Annotated in this window: 13 protein-coding genes; 10 read left to right on the top strand and 3 right to left on the bottom strand. The window is 70.0% G+C overall.

The features are described 5' to 3' along the window. Window positions 1–625 precede the first annotated feature (625 nt). A complete protein-coding gene (locus E6C70_RS17215; RefSeq protein WP_136422347.1) occupies window positions 626–2,149 on the bottom strand; it encodes an exonuclease domain-containing protein in 1,524 nt (507 codons plus the stop codon). Window positions 2,150–2,223: 74 nt separating this feature from the next. Between E6C70_RS17215 and E6C70_RS03780 the strand changes: the two genes are divergently transcribed. Together E6C70_RS03780 and E6C70_RS03775 are read left to right on the top strand one after the other, a co-directional pair. Continuing rightward, entirely contained in the window at window positions 2,224–3,105 is an 882-nt protein-coding gene (locus tag E6C70_RS03780; RefSeq protein WP_136422345.1) for an alpha/beta fold hydrolase, read from the top strand. Then, window positions 3,102–4,178, top strand: a complete 1,077-nt coding sequence (locus E6C70_RS03775; RefSeq protein WP_136422344.1) for a glycosyltransferase family 4 protein — start codon at window positions 3,102–3,104, stop codon at window positions 4,176–4,178. Before E6C70_RS03780 ends, E6C70_RS03775 begins: the two co-directional genes overlap by 4 nt. Before the next feature lie 25 nt (window positions 4,179–4,203). Here E6C70_RS03775 and E6C70_RS03770 read toward each other — a convergent pair whose 3' ends face one another. Further along, window positions 4,204–5,052 carry a Sir2 family NAD-dependent protein deacetylase gene (locus tag E6C70_RS03770; RefSeq protein ID WP_136422342.1) on the bottom strand — a complete coding sequence of 283 codons (849 nt, stop codon included), beginning with the start codon at window positions 5,050–5,052 and terminating at the stop codon, window positions 4,204–4,206. A 68-nt stretch (window positions 5,053–5,120) separates the two neighbouring features. On the opposite strand from E6C70_RS03770, the gene E6C70_RS03765 reads away from it, so the two are divergent. Together E6C70_RS03765 and E6C70_RS03760 are read left to right on the top strand one after the other, a co-directional pair. After that, on the top strand, window positions 5,121–5,969 hold the full coding sequence (locus tag E6C70_RS03765; RefSeq protein ID WP_407921013.1) for a TrmH family RNA methyltransferase: 849 nt from the start codon (window positions 5,121–5,123) through the stop codon (window positions 5,967–5,969). Between the two features lie 9 nt (window positions 5,970–5,978). After that, on the top strand, window positions 5,979–7,217 hold the full coding sequence (locus tag E6C70_RS03760; protein ID WP_136422340.1) for a D-alanyl-D-alanine carboxypeptidase family protein: 1,239 nt from the start codon (window positions 5,979–5,981) through the stop codon (window positions 7,215–7,217). A 27-nt stretch (window positions 7,218–7,244) separates the two neighbouring features. On the opposite strand, the gene E6C70_RS03755 is transcribed toward E6C70_RS03760, so the two are convergent. Next, a complete protein-coding gene (locus E6C70_RS03755) occupies window positions 7,245–8,039 on the bottom strand; it encodes an SGNH/GDSL hydrolase family protein (RefSeq protein ID WP_136422338.1) in 795 nt (264 codons plus the stop codon). 78 nt (window positions 8,040–8,117) lie between these two features. Here E6C70_RS03755 and E6C70_RS03750 point away from each other — a divergent pair, with 78 nt between their 5' ends. The 6 genes from E6C70_RS03750 to E6C70_RS03725 all read left to right on the top strand — a co-directional run bounded on the left by E6C70_RS03750 (window position 8,118) and on the right by E6C70_RS03725 (window position 18,588). Continuing rightward, window positions 8,118–9,929: a DEAD/DEAH box helicase gene (locus E6C70_RS03750; RefSeq protein WP_235833258.1), complete on the top strand. Its 1,812-nt coding sequence runs from the start codon at window positions 8,118–8,120 to the stop codon at window positions 9,927–9,929. Between the two features lie 50 nt (window positions 9,930–9,979). Next, on the top strand, window positions 9,980–11,404 hold the full coding sequence (locus E6C70_RS03745; RefSeq protein WP_136423715.1) for an MFS transporter: 1,425 nt from the start codon (window positions 9,980–9,982) through the stop codon (window positions 11,402–11,404). A 13-nt stretch (window positions 11,405–11,417) separates the two neighbouring features. Further along, complete coding sequence (locus E6C70_RS03740) at window positions 11,418–12,749, top strand: anthranilate synthase component I family protein (protein ID WP_136422335.1); 1,332 nt, start codon at window positions 11,418–11,420, stop codon at window positions 12,747–12,749. Window positions 12,750–12,836: 87 nt separating this feature from the next. Further along, window positions 12,837–15,410 (top strand): leucine--tRNA ligase, encoded by a 2,574-nt coding sequence (gene leuS, locus E6C70_RS03735; protein WP_136422333.1) that lies wholly within the window; start codon window positions 12,837–12,839, stop codon window positions 15,408–15,410. A gap of 125 nt (window positions 15,411–15,535) precedes the next feature. Then, a complete protein-coding gene (locus tag E6C70_RS03730; RefSeq protein WP_235833257.1) occupies window positions 15,536–16,207 on the top strand; it encodes a ComEA family DNA-binding protein in 672 nt (223 codons plus the stop codon). Continuing rightward, the gene (locus E6C70_RS03725; protein WP_136422331.1) at window positions 16,204–18,588 is read left to right on the top strand and encodes a ComEC/Rec2 family competence protein; all 2,385 of its coding nucleotides are present in this window, start codon (window positions 16,204–16,206) and stop codon (window positions 18,586–18,588) included. The genes E6C70_RS03730 and E6C70_RS03725 overlap by 4 nt, the downstream gene beginning before the upstream one ends. The last annotated feature ends 8 nt before the right edge of the window (window positions 18,589–18,596 follow it).

Below are 18,596 nucleotides of genomic sequence, written 5' to 3'. Positions count from 1 at the left end.
TCGAACGGCCCTCGTCCACTGGACGGGGGCCGTTCGGCGTTCGGGCTCGCGACGGATGCGCGTTATGGCACTGCCCCGCCGGCGGATGCGCGTTATGGCAATGCCCCGAGAGCGGATGCGCGCCATGGCACTGAACCTGTGGGCGGGATGCGTGTTATTGCACGGCCACGCGATCGGATGCGCGTTATGGCACCGCCGCTCGAGCGGATGCCCGTCGTGTGGAACCTACGCGCCGGGATGCACATAGCCCACGGTATGTGGGCGCTACGACAGTTGCCCGGTCCTACTGCCACCGGATGCGCGTTATGGCACGGCCGTGTGGGCGGATGCGCGTTATGGCACCGACGCGGGAGCGGATGCGCGTTATGGCATCGAACCTGCCGTGGGGGATGGGCGGGTACGTTTTCAGCACGCGGGCTAATGCGCGTTATGGCACCGACGCGCGGGCGGATGCGCTGCGCGTTCTCGCACCCATCCGGCGTCGGGATGCCCACCGTTGCTTTCTCTGAGTAAACGTGATGCGCGTTATGGCACGGCCGTGTGGGCGGATGCGCGTTATGGCACTGCCGCGTGAGGGGATGCGCGTTATGGCACTGCTGCGGGAGGGTTGACGCCGGAGGGGCGATCAGCGTTGCGGCCAGATGCCCGAGGTCGTGAACTCCGGATCCCGCTCCCGGCGCATGTAGCTCTGGAAGCTCTCGGCCTGATCGAGCGCCCACGCCACCTGGCGGGCGTGCAGCTCCTCGACGGCGATCGCGAGGGCGTGCGGATAGCGTCGGGCCAGCGCCTGGGCGACGTGGCCGGCGGCGATCGCGTCGGCGCCGGCATCATGCGCCGCATCCAGCCTCACGCCGTAATGCTCGGTCGTCGCCGTGAGGGTGCGCTTGCCCCGGCGGTAGCGGTCGACGGCCTTGTCGATGATGTACGGGTCGATGACGGGCAACGGTCCCGTGAGCGGCGGGATGCCGTAGCGCTCCGCCTCGCGACTGAGCACCGTGAGGTCGTACGCGGCGTTGTAGGCGACCAGCGGGATGCCCGCAGCGAGGTGGCCCCGGACGCCCGCGACGATCTCGACGATGGCCTCCGCCGCGACGCGACCGTAGATGCGAGCGTGCTCCGTCGTGATGCCGTGCACGGCGACGGCGCCGTCGGGAATCTCGATGCCGGGGTCCACGATCCAGTCGACCCGCTCGATGACCCCGCCGTCCGCGCCGATGACGGCGAGGGTGGCCGTCACGATGCGGGTGGTGTCGACGTCGACGCCCGTCGTCTCCAGGTCGAAGACGGCGAGGGTGTCGGCCCAGGTGGCTGTCGGGATCGCGTTCACACCGTCAGGGTAGGCAGGGCCGCCGACATCCCCGGCGAGCCACTCCGCGTAGCTGACGGATCCGTGCGCGGCATCCGGAACGACCGCCAGACCGCTGCGGAAGAAGCGGCCGAACGCTCCGGGGATGGGGACCGGCACGATGAGTCCGCGTCCCATCCGCGCCGAGCGGTGCAGTGAGGCCAGGACACCGCCCGTGAGCACCTCCGGCCCCGCGATCGTCACCGTGCGCTCGCCCGCTCGGGGGATGAGCGCCTCCTCGACGAGCCGGCGCGCGACATCCGCCACCGCGATCGGCTGCAGCACGACGTCGATGAGCTCGGCTGACGCGCCGAAGGGCAACGCGCTGACCAGGGCGTCCACGAAGCCGTGGAACTGGGTGGCCCGAACGACGGTGACGTCGAGGGAGGAGCCGAGATAGGCCTGCTCCTGAGCAGCTTTCGCCCGGTAGTAGCCCGACTCGCCGCGATCGACGTTCACGATCGAGAGCAGCACGAGGCGGTGCACGTGGGCGAGGCGTGCGGCGGCCGCGACGACCCGCGGAGCATCGGTGAGGGTGCGTCTCCCCGCCCGAGACTGGCCGTTGGAGGCGTCGATGATAGCGTCGGCGTCGGTGAGAGCCTCCTGCAGGCCGATCCCCGAACGCATATCGGCGATGGCATATTCGACGCCGGCGACGGCGCTTGCGGGTCGCGGGGCGTTCCGGCTCACCGACCGCACCCGAACGCCGCGCGCGAGGGCGTCGGCGACGATGGCCCGACCGGCGACCCCCGTCCCGCCCAGGACGACGATGAGCGGGATGTGCGGATCGGACGGTGTCGCCATCCGTCGAGTCTAGGAGCGCACCGCCGGGAGCCCGTTCGGCACCCCGCGATGGCCCGCGACCTAGAATGGAGCGGATGACCGCCCCCTCGCCATACGCCGATCGCCTCGCCCGGATCCCCGTCGGCGAACACACGGTCTCCGCCGCTGGATCCCTCACGCACTACTGGGAGTACGGCCCCGCCGACGCCGAGACGACCATCGTCATGGTGCACGGGTTCCGCGGCGATCACCACGGCCTCGAGCCCGTCGTGGCTCAGCTGCCGGAGTACCGCATCATCTCGCCCGACCTCCCGGGGTTCGGAGCGTCGGAGCCTCTGCCGCGCACCCACGACATCGACGGCTACGCCGACTGGCTGCAAGCCTTCATGCTCGCCGTCCGCCCGCAGGGTCGTGTGGTCGTCCTCGGCCACTCGTTCGGCTCGATCGTCGCATCCGCGGCCCTGGCAGCCGGTCTGCCCGCGGACGACGTCATCCTCGTCAATCCCATCGCCGCTCCCGCCCTGCAAGGCCCGCGCGGCGTGATGACGCGTCTGGCCGTGTTCTACTACCAGGCGGGAGCCGCCCTGCCGGAGAAGGCCGGTTTCGCCCTCCTCCGCAACGGCGCGATCGTCCGCGTCATGAGCGTGACCATGGCGAAGACCCGCGATCCCGAGCTGCGCCGCTTCATCCACGACCAGCACGACCAGTACTTTTCGGCGTTCGCCGACCGCGACGTGGTGCTGGAGGCATTCCGAGCATCGGTGAGCCACGACGTCAGTGAGTACGCCGCGCGCATCACGCCCCGAACGCTACTCGTCGCAGCCGACAAGGACGACATCACCCCGGTGGCTGCCCAGCACCGTCTCCAGGCGCAGTTCCCGGATGCCCGGCTGCACGTGATCCCCGACGTCGGCCACCTCATCCACTACGAGACGCCCGAGGCGGCGGCCGCGCAGATCCGCGAGTTCCTCTCGTGAGGATCGTCTTCGATGCCCGGTACACGCGCTTCGACCAGCACGACGGCATCTCCCGCTACGGGGCGAACCTGGTCGAGGAGCTCTCGCACCTGCATCCGGTGACCATGCTCATCAGCGACCACCGCCAGCTCGACCTGCTGCCCGACCTGCCGTGGCAGCTGGTGTCGTCGCCGACCAGCGCGCGCGAGCCGTGGGTGGCGCGGCAGGTCAATCGCCTGCGGCCCGACGTCGTCTTCACCCCCATGCAGACGATGGGCTCGTGGGGTCGGCGCTACGCGTTGCTGCTGACCGTGCACGACCTGATCTACTACACCAACCCCACGCCGCCGCGCGACCTGCCGTGGGGCGTGCGCGCGTTATGGCGGCTGTACCACCTCTCCTGGTGGCCGCAGCGGATGCTCCTGAACCGCTCGGACGGGGTGGTGACGGTCTCGCAGACCACCGCGGGGCTCATCGCCGAACACCACCTCACCGACAAGCCGGTCACCGTGGTGCCGAACGCCGCTGCGCCGTTGCCCGCCGACGAGGGAGACGCGCGTCGACGGGCCCCCGAGAAGCGCTCGCTCGTCTACATGGGCTCGTTCATGCCGTACAAGAACGTCGACACCCTCGTCGAGGCCACCGCGCGCCTGTTCGACACTGAACTCCACCTCATGAGCAGGGTGAGCGACGCCGAGCGCACTCGTCTGCAGGCGCTCGCACCGGAGGCTCGACTGGTCTTCCACGACGGCGCGAGCGACGCGGAGTACGCGGCGGTGCTGAGGGAGGCGACCGCGTTCGTGACGACCTCACTCGACGAGGGGTTCGGCATCCCCCTGGTGGAGGCGATGTCGGTGGGCACGCCGGTGGTCGTGAGCGACATCCCGATCTTCCGAGAGATCGGGGGTGACGCCGCGGTCTACGTTCCGCCGACGGATGCCGCCGCGCTCGCGGCGGAGGTGCAACGTCTCGACAAGCCGGGGGAGTGGGAACGCCGCTCCCGGCTCGGGCTGGAGCAGGCCGGCCGATTCACGTGGGCGTCATCCGCCCGCAAGCTGCTGGACGTGCTCGAACAGACCGTCGCAGCCCGCTGACGGCGCCGGGGCGGACCGGGCGGCTTCAGGCGACCAGGCGCGCGCTGATCGCGGCGAGCGTCTCGCTCGTGCCCGCCTCGATCTTGACGGCCGCTCGCCCGTCGCCCTTGGTCACGCCGCGGTTGATGATGACGATGGGCGTGCGCTGGCGGCGGGCCTGCTCGACCAGCCGGATGCCGGAGTTCACCACGAGGGAGGATCCGGCCACCATCAGCACGTCGCTCGCCGTGAGCATCGCCTGCGCCTCCCGGAAGCTCTCCCGGGGCACGAACTCGCCGAAGAACACGACGTCGGGCTTGAGCATGCCGCCGCACACGGTGCACGCCGGAATGATGAAGGCGTCGATGTCGGACACGTCGGCATCGCCGTCGGGAGCGAGCCTCGCCGCGACATCCTCCGTCATCCAGGGATTGGCCTCGGACAGCCGTCTGGCGACATCGGAGCGTGCGAACACCTGGCCGCAGTGCAGGCACAGCACCCGGTCCATCGTTCCGTGCAGGGTGACCACCCGGGATGATCCGGCTCGGGTGTGCAGGCCGTCGACGTTCTGCGTGACGATACCGCTGAGAACGCCCGCGTCTTCGAGCGACGCGAGCAGCCGGTGGCCCCGATTGGGCATCGCCGCCGCGAACCGCCCGTAGCCGAGGTGGCTGCCCGCCCAGTACCGCTTGCGATGGCGCTCGTCGGCAAGGAACTGCTGGAACGTCATCGGGTTGCGCACCGGCGCACCCTCGCCGCGATAGTCGGGGATGCCGGAGTCGGTCGAGACGCCCGCTCCCGTGAGCACCAGCGTCCGGCGTCCTGCCATCAGGTCGGCCGCTGCGTCGGCGGCGGCAGCCTGCTCATCGCTCAACTCGAGCACGGATTCCCGCATGACCCACCTCCCGCCTTCCGATGAGTCTAAACACCGTACTTTTCCGGTTTGTTTCCCGGGCTGCCACGATGGTTCCGATCGAAAGCGAGCCGCGCGTGCATCTCATCCCCATCTCCGACCTCGAGGCCGATGGACTGGCCGATTACGCGAGGCTCACGGATGTGGCCCTCCGCCGCTCCACTGAACCCGCCGGCGGCCTCTACATCGCCGAGTCGACCAAGGTCATCCGCCGCGCGCTCGCCGCCGGGCACGTTCCCCGGTCCGTGCTGCTGCAGGAGCAGTGGGTGACGGATGTCGCTCCGATGCTCGAACCGTTCCCCGACGTGCCGGTGTTCGTCGGCGAGGCGAAGGTGCTCGAGAGCCTCACCGGCTACAACCTCCACCGCGGAGCGCTCGCGGCCATGCACCGGCCGGTGCTGCCCGATCCCGCCGACCTCCTGCGTGGCGCCCGCCGCGTGGTGGTGCTGGAGGACATCGTCGACCACACCAACGTGGGAGCCATCTTCCGATCGGTCGCCGGGCTCGGTGCCGATGCCGTCCTCGTGACGCCGCGGTGCGCCGATCCGCTGTACCGGCGGAGCGTGCGGGTGAGCATGGGGACCGTCCTCCAGGTGCCGTGGACGCGCCTGCCGGAGTGGGATGACGCCGTTCCGCTCCTTCACGACGCCGGATTCCACATCGCGGCGCTGGCCCTCGCCGATGACGCCGTCAGCCTCGACGACCTCGCGGCTGATCCGCCGGAGCGGCTCGCCCTCGTGCTGGGCAGCGAGGGCGACGGTCTCAGCAGGGCGGCCCTGTCCGCCGCCGACTCGGTGGTGACGATCCCCATGCTGCACGGCGTCGATTCCCTCAACGTCGCCTCGGCATCCGCCGTCGCCCTCTACGCCCTGCGCGTGGGCGGCCGAACGTCGATTTAGACTGGCCCGATGCCCCTCACGCGACGCCAGATCTATCGACGTCGGCGCATCGCCGTGGGCATCGCCCTCCTCCTCGTCATCACCGGGATCGTCTACACGTCGACCACCCTGACGGCGGCTGTCCCCGCGACCGCCGCGACGGTCACCCAACCGGCCGCGATCACGGAACCCGCCGTGCAACTGGCGTGGCCGGGCTACGGGCGCGGCGCGATCGGTGCGGTCGGCTTCGACGGGGTGCTCGGCTCGTACGGCGACCAGTCCGCGGCTCCGATGGCGAGCATCACCAAGGTCGTCACCGCTCTCGTCATCCTGGACGCCAAGCCGATCCCGCCGACCGAGGAGGGACCGTCGATCACCTACACGGATGCCGACGTCGACATCTACTACGACGAGGTCGCGCAGGGCGCCTCCGTCGCACCGGTGCGCAACGGCCTCGTCCTCTCCGAGAAGCAGTCCCTCGCCATGATGCTGCTGCCGTCGGCCGGCAACTACAGCATCTCGCTCGCCACCTGGGCGTACGGTTCCGTCGACGCCTACCTCGCGGCCGCGGGCGCTTGGCTGACCGCGCACGGGCTGACGGGAACGAAGGTCGTCGACACCAGCGGCCTGGATGACGGAAGCGCGAGCACGCCGACCGACCTCGTCGCGCTGGCGAAACTCGCGAACGCGGACGCGACGGTGAGCTCGATCGTCTCCCAACCGACCGCCGAGATCCCGGGCGTCGGAACGATCGAGAACACCGACAAGCTCCTCGGCACGGCCGGCGTCGACGGCATCAAGACGGGGACGAACGACAACGCCGGGGCGTGCCTGCTGTTCTCGGCGGATTACACCGTCGGCTCCCACACCGTCACCGTCGTCGGAGTGGTGCTGGGCGGGAAGGACATGGGCGACCACTCCGTGCTCAACCAGTCGGTCGCGACGCTGCTCGCCAGCGCTGTTCCGGGTTTCCATGACGTTCCGCTCGTCAAGGCGGGCGACCGCTTCGCCGAGTACAGCAGCGAGTGGGGTGACGGCGTGACCGCGGTGGCGGCCGAGAACGCCTCGGCGCTGACCTGGTCGGACACCCCCATCACGTCGAAGGCGGTCGCGCGGCCGGTGCAGACGGTCCGCGCCGGTGACCAGCTCGGAACGCTCACCTTCACGGTCGGCTCCGACACCACGACGGTCAAGCTGGTGGCCAAGGGATCCATCGAGGATCCGGGCACGTTCTGGCGGCTGGGCCACCCGGGCGAGCTGGCCGGCTGAGCGGACGGTCTCAGATCATCGGGTCGTTCAGATCATCGGATCGTAGGGAACGGCCTCGGGTCGCTTCGGCAGCACGTGGTCGCCCGACGACTGGTGACGAACACGGCGCAGTACCCACGGCACGAGGTATTCCCGGGCCCACTGCAGGTCGCCCGCGCGCGCCTGCCGCCAGGTCGATGTCGGAAGCGGTTCGGGCTTCATCGGTTCGAGGCTGTTGGGCACGTTGAGCGAGCGCAGCACGAGGCGTGCGACCTCGTGGTGGCCGAGCGCGTTGAGGTGCAGGCGGTCGGGCGCCCAGAATCGCGAGTCCTGGATCTCGGTGAAACTCCACTGGTCGGCCACGACGCAGTCGTGACGAGCGGCGATCGTGCGGATGTTCTCGTTGTAGATGGCCACCTTGCCGCGGATCCCACGGAAGACCGGCGAGAAGCCGACATCCGTCGCCGTGAAGATGACGATGGTGGCGTGATCGACCGAGAGCCGTTCGATCGCCTGGCCGAACTTAGCCGAGACGAGGTCGGGATCCGACCCCGGGCGGATGACATCGTTGCCGCCCGCCGAGATGGTGATGAGGTCGGGGTGCAGCTCGAGAGCCGGCTCGATCTGGTCATCGATGATCTGCTGGATGAGCTTGCCCCGCACAGCTAGGTTGGCGTAGGCGAAGTCTGGTGTGCCCCTGCTGAGGACTTCGGCCACCCGATCGGCCCATCCGCGATTGCCGCCGGGGACGTTCGGCTCCGGATCGCCGATGCCCTCCGTGAACGAGTCGCCCAGGGCGACGTAGCGCGACCAGGGATGCCGGAGGGTGTCGTCGTTCGTCATAGCATTTCCATTCTGCACCCGGGCTGCAGCCCCGGTCGAAGCGGACGATGTCGGCGGAGTCCGGTAGATTCTTGTCGAGTGAGCACAGCCATTCCCGACGGACCGCATCCCGGAACCTCGGCGGCTGAGCACCTCTCACCGTCGTTCCCCGAGCGGGCCGCGTGGGGTACGGCCGACAAGCTTCGCGCCTGGCAGGCCGAGGCCCTCGATGCCTATTTCGAGCGTGAGCCGCGGGACTTCCTGGCCGCCGCGACCCCGGGCGCCGGCAAGACCACGTTCGCCCTCCGCCTCGCCGCGGAGCTGCGCGCGCGGCGCGTGATCGATCGCATCACGGTCGTCGCCCCCACCGAGCACCTCAAGAAGCAGTGGGCGGATGCGGCGGCGCGCGCCGGCATCCGTCTCGACCCGACCTTCCGCAACGCACACCAGAACTATGGACGACACTTCCACGGTGTCGCGGTCACCTACGCGCAGGTCGCCAGTCGCGCGGCGCTGCACCGCCAGCTCACCGAATCGGGGCGATCGCTGGTCATCCTCGACGAGGTGCACCACGGTGGGGACGCGCTCAGCTGGGGCGACGCCATCCGCGAGGCGTTCGAGCCCGCGACCCGGCGGCTGCTTCTGACGGGCACGCCGTTCCGCTCCGACACGGCGCCCATACCCTTCGTCGAGTACGCGCCGGACGAGCACGGCATCCGCACCTCGCGGAGCGACTACGGCTACGGCTACGGGCGAGCGCTTCGCGACGGCGTCGTGCGTCCGGTGATGTTCATGGTCTACGCGGGTCAGATGAAATGGCGCACCCGCGCCGGCGACGAGATGGAGGCGCGCCTCGGCGAGGGAAACACCAAGGACATCACCGCGCAGGCGTGGCGCACCGCGCTCGAGCCGACCGGCAACTGGATTCCGGCTGTGCTGCGAGCGGCCGATCGGCGCCTCACCGAGGTGCGCCATGCGGTCCCGGATGCCGGCGGCCTCGTCATCGCCACCGATCAGACGGTGGCACGTGCCTACGCCAAGATCCTCCGCGAGCTCACGGGGGAGTCGCCGACGGTGGTGCTCTCCGACGAGAAGGAGTCCAGCGAGCGCATCGAGCAGTTCAGCGCGGGAACCGCCCGCTGGCTGGTCGCCGTTCGGATGGTCTCCGAGGGCGTCGACGTGCCGCGCCTCAGCGTCGGCGTGTACGCCACCAGTTCGGCGACTCCGCTGTTCTTCGCCCAGGCGGTCGGCCGGTTCGTGCGCGCCCGGCGACGCGGCGAGACGGCATCCGTCTTCCTCCCGAACGTGCCGATCCTGATGGCGCTCGCCGCCCAGATGGAGCTCGAGCGCGACCACGCCCTCGACCGGCGCACCGACGAGAACGCCGAGGGCGATCTCTTCAACCCCGAGGACGCCTTGGTCGCCGAGGCCAATCGCGAGGAGAAGGCGTCGGATGCTCTCGCCGACGAGTTCAGCTTCCAGGTGCTTCACGCCAGCGCCGACTTCGACCGGGTGCTCTACGACGGCCAAGAGTACGGAACGCTCGCCGAACCCGGCAGCCTGGAGGAGCTCGACTTCATCGGCATTCCCGGGCTGCTGGAACCGGAGCAGGTCTCGGAGCTGTTGCGTGCGCGCCAGTCGCGGCAGGCGCGGCGGGTAACCGAGCGACGCAAGGCAGAACCGGATGCCGTCGCCGCAGAACCGGTCGCGCTGTACCGGACGCTCAAGGAGCAGCGCAGCCTGCTCAACAGCCTCGTCGGCATGTGGTCGAAGCTCTCGGGCGAGCCGCACGGATCGGTGCACGCGGAGCTTCGTCGCATGTGCGGCGGCCCGGCGGTGGCGCAGGCGAGCGTCACCCAGTTGCAGGCGCGCATCGAGCTGCTGCGCAAGCGCCTCGGCCCCTCCCACTGACGCGCAGCGCCGGTCGTTGGGCCGCGCAGGACTAGCCTGTGCCTGTGAGCATGAAGACGCGGGTACTCGTCGTGGCGATCATCGTCTCGTTCGTCGTGTTCCTCGACGGCGCCGTCACGAATGTCGCACTGCCGGCCATCAAGCGCGAGCTCGGCGGCGGCCTCGCGGTGCAGCAGTGGGTGGTCGACGGCTACCTCATCACGCTCGGCTCCCTCATCCTCCTGGCCGGTTCCCTCTCCGACCACTACGGGCGCCTGCGCATCATGCGCATCGGCCTGTTCGGATTCGCGATCACCTCGCTCGCCTGCGCCCTGGCTCCGACCGGGGAGTTCCTCGTCGGCGCCCGCATCGTCCAGGGAGCCGCCGGCGCCCTGCTCGTCCCGAGCTCCCTCGCGCTGATCATCGCGACGTTCCCGGCGGCCGAGCAGGGCAAGGCGATCGGGCGCTGGACGGCCTGGACCACCGCCGCCTTCCTCGCCGGCCCGGCCCTCGGCGGTCTGCTCGTCGACGCGGTGTCGTGGCGACTCATCTTCGGCATCAACCTCCTGCCCATCGCCGTCGCCCTGTGGCTGATGAGAAAGATCGATCAGGCCTCGGAGGATCGGGTGCGCCAGCAGATCGACTTCGTCGGGGCCGCCCTGGGAGTGGTCGGCCTCGCCGGACCGGTCTATGCCCTCATCGAGCAGGGTCGGTACGGATGGACGAGCCCGCTCATCCTCGTGCCGCTCATCGTCGGAGTCGCGAGCCTGACGACGTTCATCTGGTGGGAGTCGCGCGCCCCCAACCCGATGATGCCCCTCAGCCTGTTCGCGCAGCGCAACTTCGCCTGGGGCAACCTGGCCACCTTCTTCATCTACGCCGCATTCGCCTTCGTCGGTTTCGCCATGACGGTGTTCGTGCAGGAGGCGGCCGGCTACACGGCTCTGCTCGCGGGCCTCGTACAGGTGCCGTCGACCGTCATCATGGTGGTCGGCTCGTCGTTCTTCGGCGGGCTCTCCAGCCGCTACGGACCGCGCCTGTTCATGACGGTCGGGCCGCTCGTGTGCGCCGCGGGCATGCTCCTGACCCTGTCGGTGACCTCCGACGCGGTCTACTGGACCCAGTTGCTGCCCGGCATCCTCGTCCTCGGTGTCGGCATGGCCATCACGGTCGCACCCCTCACGGCCGCCATCCTGGGCGCGGTGGACCCGAAGCGTGCGGGCATCGGCTCGGCGGTCAACAACGCGATCGCCCGCATCGCCGGCCTCATCGCGGTCGCGTGCACGGGCGTCATCGTCGGCTCGACGCTCGACGTCACGGGCTACCACCGGGCGGCGATCGCCTGCGCCGCGTTCCTGATCGTGGGCGGTGTCATCGCGTTCATCGGCATCCGCAATCCGCGGAAGACGGATGCTCCGGCAGCCCAGCCCGCCGCTCCCGCGACCCCTCCGGCCGCGCCGGCACCATCCGCCCCGAAGACCGAACCGGCCGCCTGAGTACGCTGGGGGGATGCCCGTTCGTCGCGTCGCCGTCGACGGATGGGTCGACCCGGCTAGTGCTTTCACGTCGGTCTTCGGCTCATCGACGCCGACGTTCTGGCTCGACGGTGGTCGCGACGCGGAGTCCGGCCGCAGCTGGATGGGAGCCGGCGAGCGCGTACTGTCGGCGACCGGCCCGGCCGCGTCTCGAGGGCTGCTCGACGAACTCCGGCATGAGCTGGCTCGCCCACCCGTCCCCGACCTCGGTGGCGCGCCGCTCGGCTGGGTGGGCTGGTTCGGCTACGAACTCGGCACCCTGACGACCGGGGTCCCGTTGCCTGCCGCGGAGAGCTCGACGATCACGCTCCTCCGCAGCGAGCGGGTGATCGGCTTCGACCACGGCAGCGGCACCGTGGAGCTCGTCGGGCTGGACGACGACCCCGGCTTCGACAGCTGGGTGCGAGCGACCCTCGAGCAGCTGCAGCGCTCCGGACCGGTCGCACCCCGACCGCAACCCGCGGCCGTGCCGTCATCCGCCGTGCGCTGGCGCCATCCGCCCGACGTCTACGAGACTCTGGTGCGCCGGTGCCAGGACGCCATCGCGCGCGGCGACGCCTACCAGCTCTGCCTCACCAACACGATCACCGTGGATGGCACGTTCGACCCGCTCTCGACCTACCTCCGCTTGCGGCAGGCGAGTCCGACCCACCACGGCGGACTCCTCACGACGGACGGCGTCGCGCTGCTCTCGAGCTCGCCCGAGCAGTTCCTCCGCATCGGATCCGACCGGCACGTGATGACGAAGCCCATCAAGGGCACCCGTCCGCGTGGGGCGACGCTCGCGCGCGACCTCGAACTGCGCTCGGAGCTCGAGGCCAGCGACAAGGAGCAGGCCGAGAACCTCATGATCGTCGACCTGATGCGCAACGACCTCGGGCGCGTCGCCGAACTCGGCTCGGTCAGCGTCTCGAGCCTGCTCGCCGTCGAGAGCTACGCCCAGGTGCATCAACTCGTGTCCACCGTCGAGGCGAGGCTCGCTCCCGGTGTCGGGCCGATCGAGGCGATCGAAGTGTGCTTCCCCGCCGGGTCGATGACAGGCGCACCCAAGATCAGCGCGATGCGGATCCTCGCCGAGCTCGAGGCCGGCCCGCGCGGCATCTACTCCGGCGCCTTCGGCTACCTGGCGCTCGATGGCTCGGTCGACCTGGCCATGGTCATCCGGTCGATCGTGCTGACGGATACCGGCGCGACCATCGGAACGGGCGGCGGCATCACCGCCCTCTCCGTGCCCGTCGACGAGGTCGAGGAGACCCGCATCAAGGCGGCCGCCCTGCTCGCCGCGCTCGGCGCATCCGTTCACTAAGCTTGATGCTCGGGTTACGGCCGTGTTTCCGGCTGCCCGACCGAGCAACGCAGCTCCCGTCATCACACCCGCACGATTGAGAGTCACGTGGCACACGAGCACGACACCGCGAGCAGCGACGAGGTCTACGACTTCGCAGCCATCCAGCGCAAGTGGCAGCCCGTCTGGGAGGAACTCCGGCCCTTCCGGTCGGGCGATCCGGCCGACAAGCGCCCGCGGAAGTACATCCTCGACATGTTCCCGTACCCCTCTGGCGACCTGCACATGGGCCACGCGGAGGCTTACGCGCTCGGCGACGTGATCGCGCGGTACTGGCGCCAGCAGGGCTTCAACGTGATGCACCCGATCGGCTGGGACTCCTTCGGCCTGCCCGCCGAGAATGCGGCCATCAAGCGCGGCATCGACCCGCGCGGCTGGACCTACGACAACATCGACCAGCAGAAGCGCAGCATGAAGCTCTACGCGGCGTCCTTCGACTGGGATCGCGAGCTGCACACCAGCGATCCCGAGTACTACAAGTGGAACCAGTGGCTGTTCCTGCAGATGTACAAGAAGGGGTTGGCCTACCGCAAGGACAGCTGGGTCAACTGGGACCCGGTCGACCAGACCGTGCTGGCCAATGAGCAGGTGCTGCCCGACGGCACCTCCGAGCGCAGCGGCGCCGTCGTCGTCAAGAAGAAGCTGACGCAGTGGTACCTGCGCATCACCGACTACGCCGACCGGCTGCTCGACGACCTCAACCAGCTCGAGGGGCGATGGCCGTCCAAGGTGCTGAGCATGCAGCGCAACTGGATCGGTCGCTCGATCGGCGCCGACGTCGAGTTCGAGATCGAGGGCCGTGACGAGCGCGTCACCGTCTTCACGACCCGACCCGACACTCTGTGGGGCGCCACCTTCATGGTGGTTGCGCCCGATTCCGACCTGGCCGCCGAGCTGGCAGCCGGGTCGACAGATGCCGTGCAGGAGCGTTTCGCGGACTACCTCGCCGAGGTGCAGAAGTCGACCGAGATGGAGCGCCAGAGCACCGATCGCCCGAAGACGGGGATCGACCTCGGCCGCGTCGCCATCAACCCGGTGACGGGGGAGCGGATGCCGGTGTGGGCGGCGGACTACGTGCTCGCCGACTACGGGCACGGCGCGGTCATGGCCGTTCCCGCCCACGATCAGCGCGACCTCGACTTCGCGCGCGCCTTCGACCTGCCCATCCGCGTGGTCGTCGACGTGAACGCACCGGTGACCGGCGTCATCCCCGTCATCGGCCTCGACGAGAACGGCGACCCGATCCTGCCCGACGAGCCGGACCCGCTCGACCCAGCGCGCACGGGCGTCGCCCTTGCCGGTGAGGGCCGCCTGATGAACTCCGGTCCACTCGACGGGCTGTCCAAAGCCAACGCCATCAAGAAGGTCGTCGAGCTGCTCGAGGCTGATGGACGCGGCCGCGCGGCGCGCAATTATCGCCTGCGCGACTGGCTCATCTCGCGTCAGCGCTACTGGGGTACGCCCATCCCGATCATCCACGGCGCTGACGGCACGGAGCACCCGGTGCCGGAGGACCAGCTGCCCGTCCTGCTCCCCGACGCAGCAGGTCTCGACCTGAAGCCCAAGGGGACCTCGCCGCTCGGTGCCGCAGATGCCTGGGTGAACGTGCCCAACCCGGTGGACGGTTCTCCGGCGCGCCGCGACGCCGACACGATGGACACTTTCGTCGACAGCTCCTGGTACTGGCTGCGGTTCCTGAACCCGAACGACGACGAGAAGGCGTTCGATCCACGCGAGGCCGAGAAGTGGGCGCCCGTCGACCAGTACGTCGGCGGTGTCACGCACGCCATCCTGCACCTGCTCTACGCCCGCTTCATCACCAAGGTGCTTTTCGACCTCGGCTACCTGAGCTTCACCGAACCGTTCACCGCCCTGCTGAACCAGGGCATGGTGCAGATGGACGGATCGGCAATGTCGAAGTCGAAGGGCAACCTCGTCCGGCTCTCCGACCAGCTCGAGCAGCACGGCGTCGACGCGGTTCGGTTGACGATGGCCTTCGCCGGCCCTCCCGAGGACGACATCGACTGGGCGGATGTCTCCCCGGTCGGCTCGGCCAAGTTCCTCGCGCGTGCCTGGCGCGTCGCGAAGGACGTGACGTCGAGCCCGGACGTCCAGTGGAAGACGGGAGATCCCGCCCTCCGCCGGGTCACCCACCGGTTCCTCGCGGACGCGCCGGGACTCATCGAGGCGTTCAAGTTCAACGTCGTCGTCGCCCGGCTGATGGAGCTGGTCAACGCTACGCGCAAGGCCATCGATTCCGGCCCCGGCCCAGCGGATGCGGCGGTCCGGGAGGCCGCGGAGGTCACGGCGATGGCGCTCAACCTGTTCGCGCCGTACACCGCGGAGGACATGTGGGCTCGCCTCGGCTACCCGCCGTCGGTGGCTCTCGCTCAGTGGCGGAAGGCCGACTCGACGCTTCTGATCGAGGAGACCGTCGTCGCGGTCGTGCAGGTGGACGGCAAGGTGCGCGATCGACTGGAGATCTCGCCGACGATCGCCGCTGATCAGCTCGAAGATCTGGCTCGGGCCTCGGCCGCCGTTCAGCGTGCGGTAGGCGATCGAGGGATCGTCAACGTCGTGGTGCGTGCTCCTCGCATCGTGTCGATCTCCACGCGCGGCTGAGGATTCCGCTGCCGCGGCCTCGCCCGCTGACGCCCGGCTCCTCCCCAAGGGCACCCTTTCCGCCTCCGTGACCGGATCCCACCGGGCACGGAGGTGGCCGACCGGTGGGGCCGTAGCGTGCTCGAGTGGATGCCGAGAGCGAGGGACTGAGCGGTCTCGAACCCGCTGCTCGCTCGCGTCCGCGGGTTCGACTGCTCGTGGGAGGCGTCACAGCACTCGTCCTGGCGGCCTTGGTGGCGGCCGTCGCGATGGCGCTCCTCGGCGCGGGCGGATCTTCCGCCGTCGTACGGGCGAGCGAGCTGCCGACGGACCTGCGATCGACGGATGCGGCAGCGGGTGGGAGTCCGGCCGGAAGCGCCGACACCGTCATCCTGGTGCACGTCCTCGGTGCGGTCGCCCATCCGGGCCTCTACCGCCTGAGCGGTGACGCCCGGGTGATGGACGCGATCGCGGCGGCGGGCGGTCTGGATCCAGCGGCAGACCCGGCCGGAGTCAACCTCGCGCGCGTCCTCTCCGACGGGGAGCAACTCGTCGTCCCGGCCGTCGGCGAGGTGCCACCGCCGGCCGTGGACGGGCAGCCGGAGGCCGCGGGTGGCATGCACGGTGGGCTCGTCGACCTCAACACGGCGACCGTCGCCGACCTCGACACCCTCCCGCGCATCGGTCCGGCTCTCGCGCAACGCATCCTAGACTGGCGCGTCGCCCACGGGCGCTTCTCGAGTGTCGACGACCTGAGACAGGTCTCGGGCATCGGCGACAAGACGTTCGACGGGCTGCGCGAGCTGGTGCGGGTGTGAGGGCGCATCCACCGCTTTCGCTGCTCGTCCCGGCAATGGGTGCGTGGGCGGTGGCGGCCGTGCTCATCGGGGTCCCGGATGCCGCTGCCGCGAGCACCGTCGTGGCAGCCGTCGTCGCGTGCGCAGCCATCGCGGCGACCTGGCTGGCTGCGTCGCGCGGTTGGCGGCCCTCGCCGGCGCGAGCGGTTGCGCTGCTCGCCCTCCTGGCGGCCGCCTCCGCGGTCGTGGGCGCCGGTGTCGCGGTCGGCGAACCGCTTCGGTCACCGGCCTCGCTCGAACGTGCCTCCGGGGACTCGGTGAGCATGGATGTCGAGCTGGTCGTGGACGGTCACGTGACCGCGGCCCGCAGCGCACCGTTCGGCGCAGGACACCGGGTCCGATTCCCGGGCACCCTCGTGGCAGCCGTCTCCTCGGACGGTGGCGCGTCGCCGGGCGGCCTGTCCGTTCCCGTCGTCGCGTTCGGCGCGGTCAGCGGGAAGGCGCCGGTGATCGGCTCCACCATCCGCTGTTCGGGAACGATCCAACGCACCTCACCCGGCGAGGACGCCGCCTTCCTGTTCTTCGCCGACGACACGCTGAAGGTCGTCGCCGAGCCAACCATGATCCTGGGGTGGGCGGAGAAGCTGCGATCGGGGCTTCACGACGTGGCAGCCCGGTTGCCCGGCGACGGCGGAGACCTGCTGCCGGGCCTCGCGATCGGCGATACGAGCTCGGTGACGGACGAGCTGGACACGGCCATGAAGCACAGCGCCCTCAGCCATCTGACCGCCGTCTCCGGGGCCAATTGCGCCGTCGTGGTCGCGCTGGTGGCGCTCATCGCCGGTGCGCTCGGCGCGCCCCGCTGGTTGCGCGTCGTGTGCGCCCTCGTAGCGCTTGGCGGCTTCGTTGTGCTTGTCACCCCGGAGCCGAGCGTGGTGCGTGCGGCCGTCATGGCGTCCCTCGTGTTGTTCGCCTTCGTCTCGGGACGCGTGGTCGGCGGCATCGCCGCGTTGGCGGTGGCCGTCATCCTCATCCTCGCCGTCGATCCATGGCTCGCACGCGACGTCGGCTTCGTGCTCTCCGCCCTGGCCACCTTCGGACTGCTCGTCTTCGCGCCTCCGCTCGCGGCGCTCCTCGCCCGCTGGATGCCACGCGCCCTCGCCTTGGCGGTGGCGATCCCGCTGGCGGCCCAGGTCGCCTGCCAGCCCATCCTGGTGCTGCTCGACCCCACGCTGCCGCTCTCCGGTATCGCCGCCAACATGCTCGCTGAGCCTGCCGCACCGCTGGCGACCATCCTCGGCCTGGCCTCCTGCCTCGTCATTCCGGTGCTGCCGGGTGCTGGAGCCGGAATCGCATGGCTCGCCTGGGTACCGGCCGCGTGGATCGCCCAGGTCGCTCGGACGGTGGATGGCCTGCCATTCGGTCGGCTGCCGTGGATCGGCGGAGCGGCAGGCGTCGTCATCACCGCCGTCGTCGTCGGGCTCGCGCTCTGGCTCGTCATCCGGGGTCGTGCCGACGGCGTTCGGCGACCCGCAGCCGCCACCATGGTGCTACTGCTCATCGCGGGTGCGTATGGCGGATCGCTGGCTGGCGCATCCGTCTCCCGCCTGCTCACGAGACCGTCCGACTGGATGTTCGCCGCCTGCGACATCGGGCAGGGCGACGCGGTGCTCGTGCAGGACGGAGACCGCCATGCTCTCGTCGACGTGGGTCCGGATCCCAAGCCGCTCGCTCACTGCCTCGACGAGCTGGGCGTGCGTCGCATCGACCTGCTCGTCCTGACGCATTACGACCTCGACCACGTCGGCGGGGTAGACGCGGTCGTCGGGCGGGTCGACCAGGCGATCGTGGGGCTGCCGGGTCGGGATGCCGACACCCGCATTCCCGCCAAGCTCTCGGCCGGCGGTGCGCGAGTGGTCCGCGGTGTCGCCGGGATGTCCGGACGCCTCGGTGAACTCGACTGGGGAGTGATCTGGCCCGAGGCGCGGGCGCGCGACATGATGTCGGGCAATGACGGCAGCGTCACCGTGACGTTCTCGGGCCGAGGGGTCCGCTCGATCTTCCTCGGCGACCTCGGCGAGGACTCGCAGAACGCGATGATGGCCGCCGCGCGGCCGACGCCCGTCGATGTGGTGAAGGTCGCCCACCACGGCTCTGCGGACCAGAGCGAGGAGCTGTACCGCCGTCTGCGCGCTCGCGTCGGCCTCATCTCGGTTGGCGTCGACAACGGCTACGGCCATCCCACCGCGAAGCTGCTCGGCATCCTCGTGCGCACCGGCACCGACGCTCTGCGCACCGACCTGCAGGGGATGATCCTCATCGCACCGGGGCCGGATGGCACCCTGCGCACCTGGTCGGAGCGGCGGGCGGACGCGCCCGTTCCCGTCGGCGGCCCCGGCTAGGCTGACAT

Origin of the sequence: Orlajensenia flava (assembly GCF_004801905.1) — a bacterium.
GTDB classification, from domain to species: Bacteria; Actinomycetota; Actinomycetes; order Actinomycetales; family Microbacteriaceae; genus Orlajensenia; species Orlajensenia flava.
Note: the sequence above shows the minus strand (reverse complement) of the source record. Positions and strands in the feature narration are given on the sequence as shown.

What these genes read in the sequence shown, in the direction of transcription:
- E6C70_RS17215 (WP_136422347.1), bottom strand. Translation starts at nt 2,149, where the DNA reads ATGGCGACACCGTCCGATCCGCACATCCCGCTCATCGTCGTCCTGGGC.
- E6C70_RS03780 (WP_136422345.1), top strand. Translation starts at nt 2,224, where the DNA reads ATGACCGCCCCCTCGCCATACGCCGATCGCCTCGCCCGGATCCCCGTC.
- E6C70_RS03770 (WP_136422342.1), bottom strand. Translation starts at nt 5,052, where the DNA reads ATGCGGGAATCCGTGCTCGAGTTGAGCGATGAGCAGGCTGCCGCCGCC.
- E6C70_RS03765 (WP_407921013.1), top strand. Translation starts at nt 5,121, where the DNA reads ATGGTTCCGATCGAAAGCGAGCCGCGCGTGCATCTCATCCCCATCTCC.
- E6C70_RS03760 (WP_136422340.1), top strand. Translation starts at nt 5,979, where the DNA reads ATGCCCCTCACGCGACGCCAGATCTATCGACGTCGGCGCATCGCCGTG.
- E6C70_RS03755 (WP_136422338.1), bottom strand. Translation starts at nt 8,039, where the DNA reads ATGACGAACGACGACACCCTCCGGCATCCCTGGTCGCGCTACGTCGCC.
- E6C70_RS03745 (WP_136423715.1), top strand. Translation starts at nt 9,980, where the DNA reads ATGAAGACGCGGGTACTCGTCGTGGCGATCATCGTCTCGTTCGTCGTG.
- E6C70_RS03740 (WP_136422335.1), top strand. Translation starts at nt 11,418, where the DNA reads ATGCCCGTTCGTCGCGTCGCCGTCGACGGATGGGTCGACCCGGCTAGT.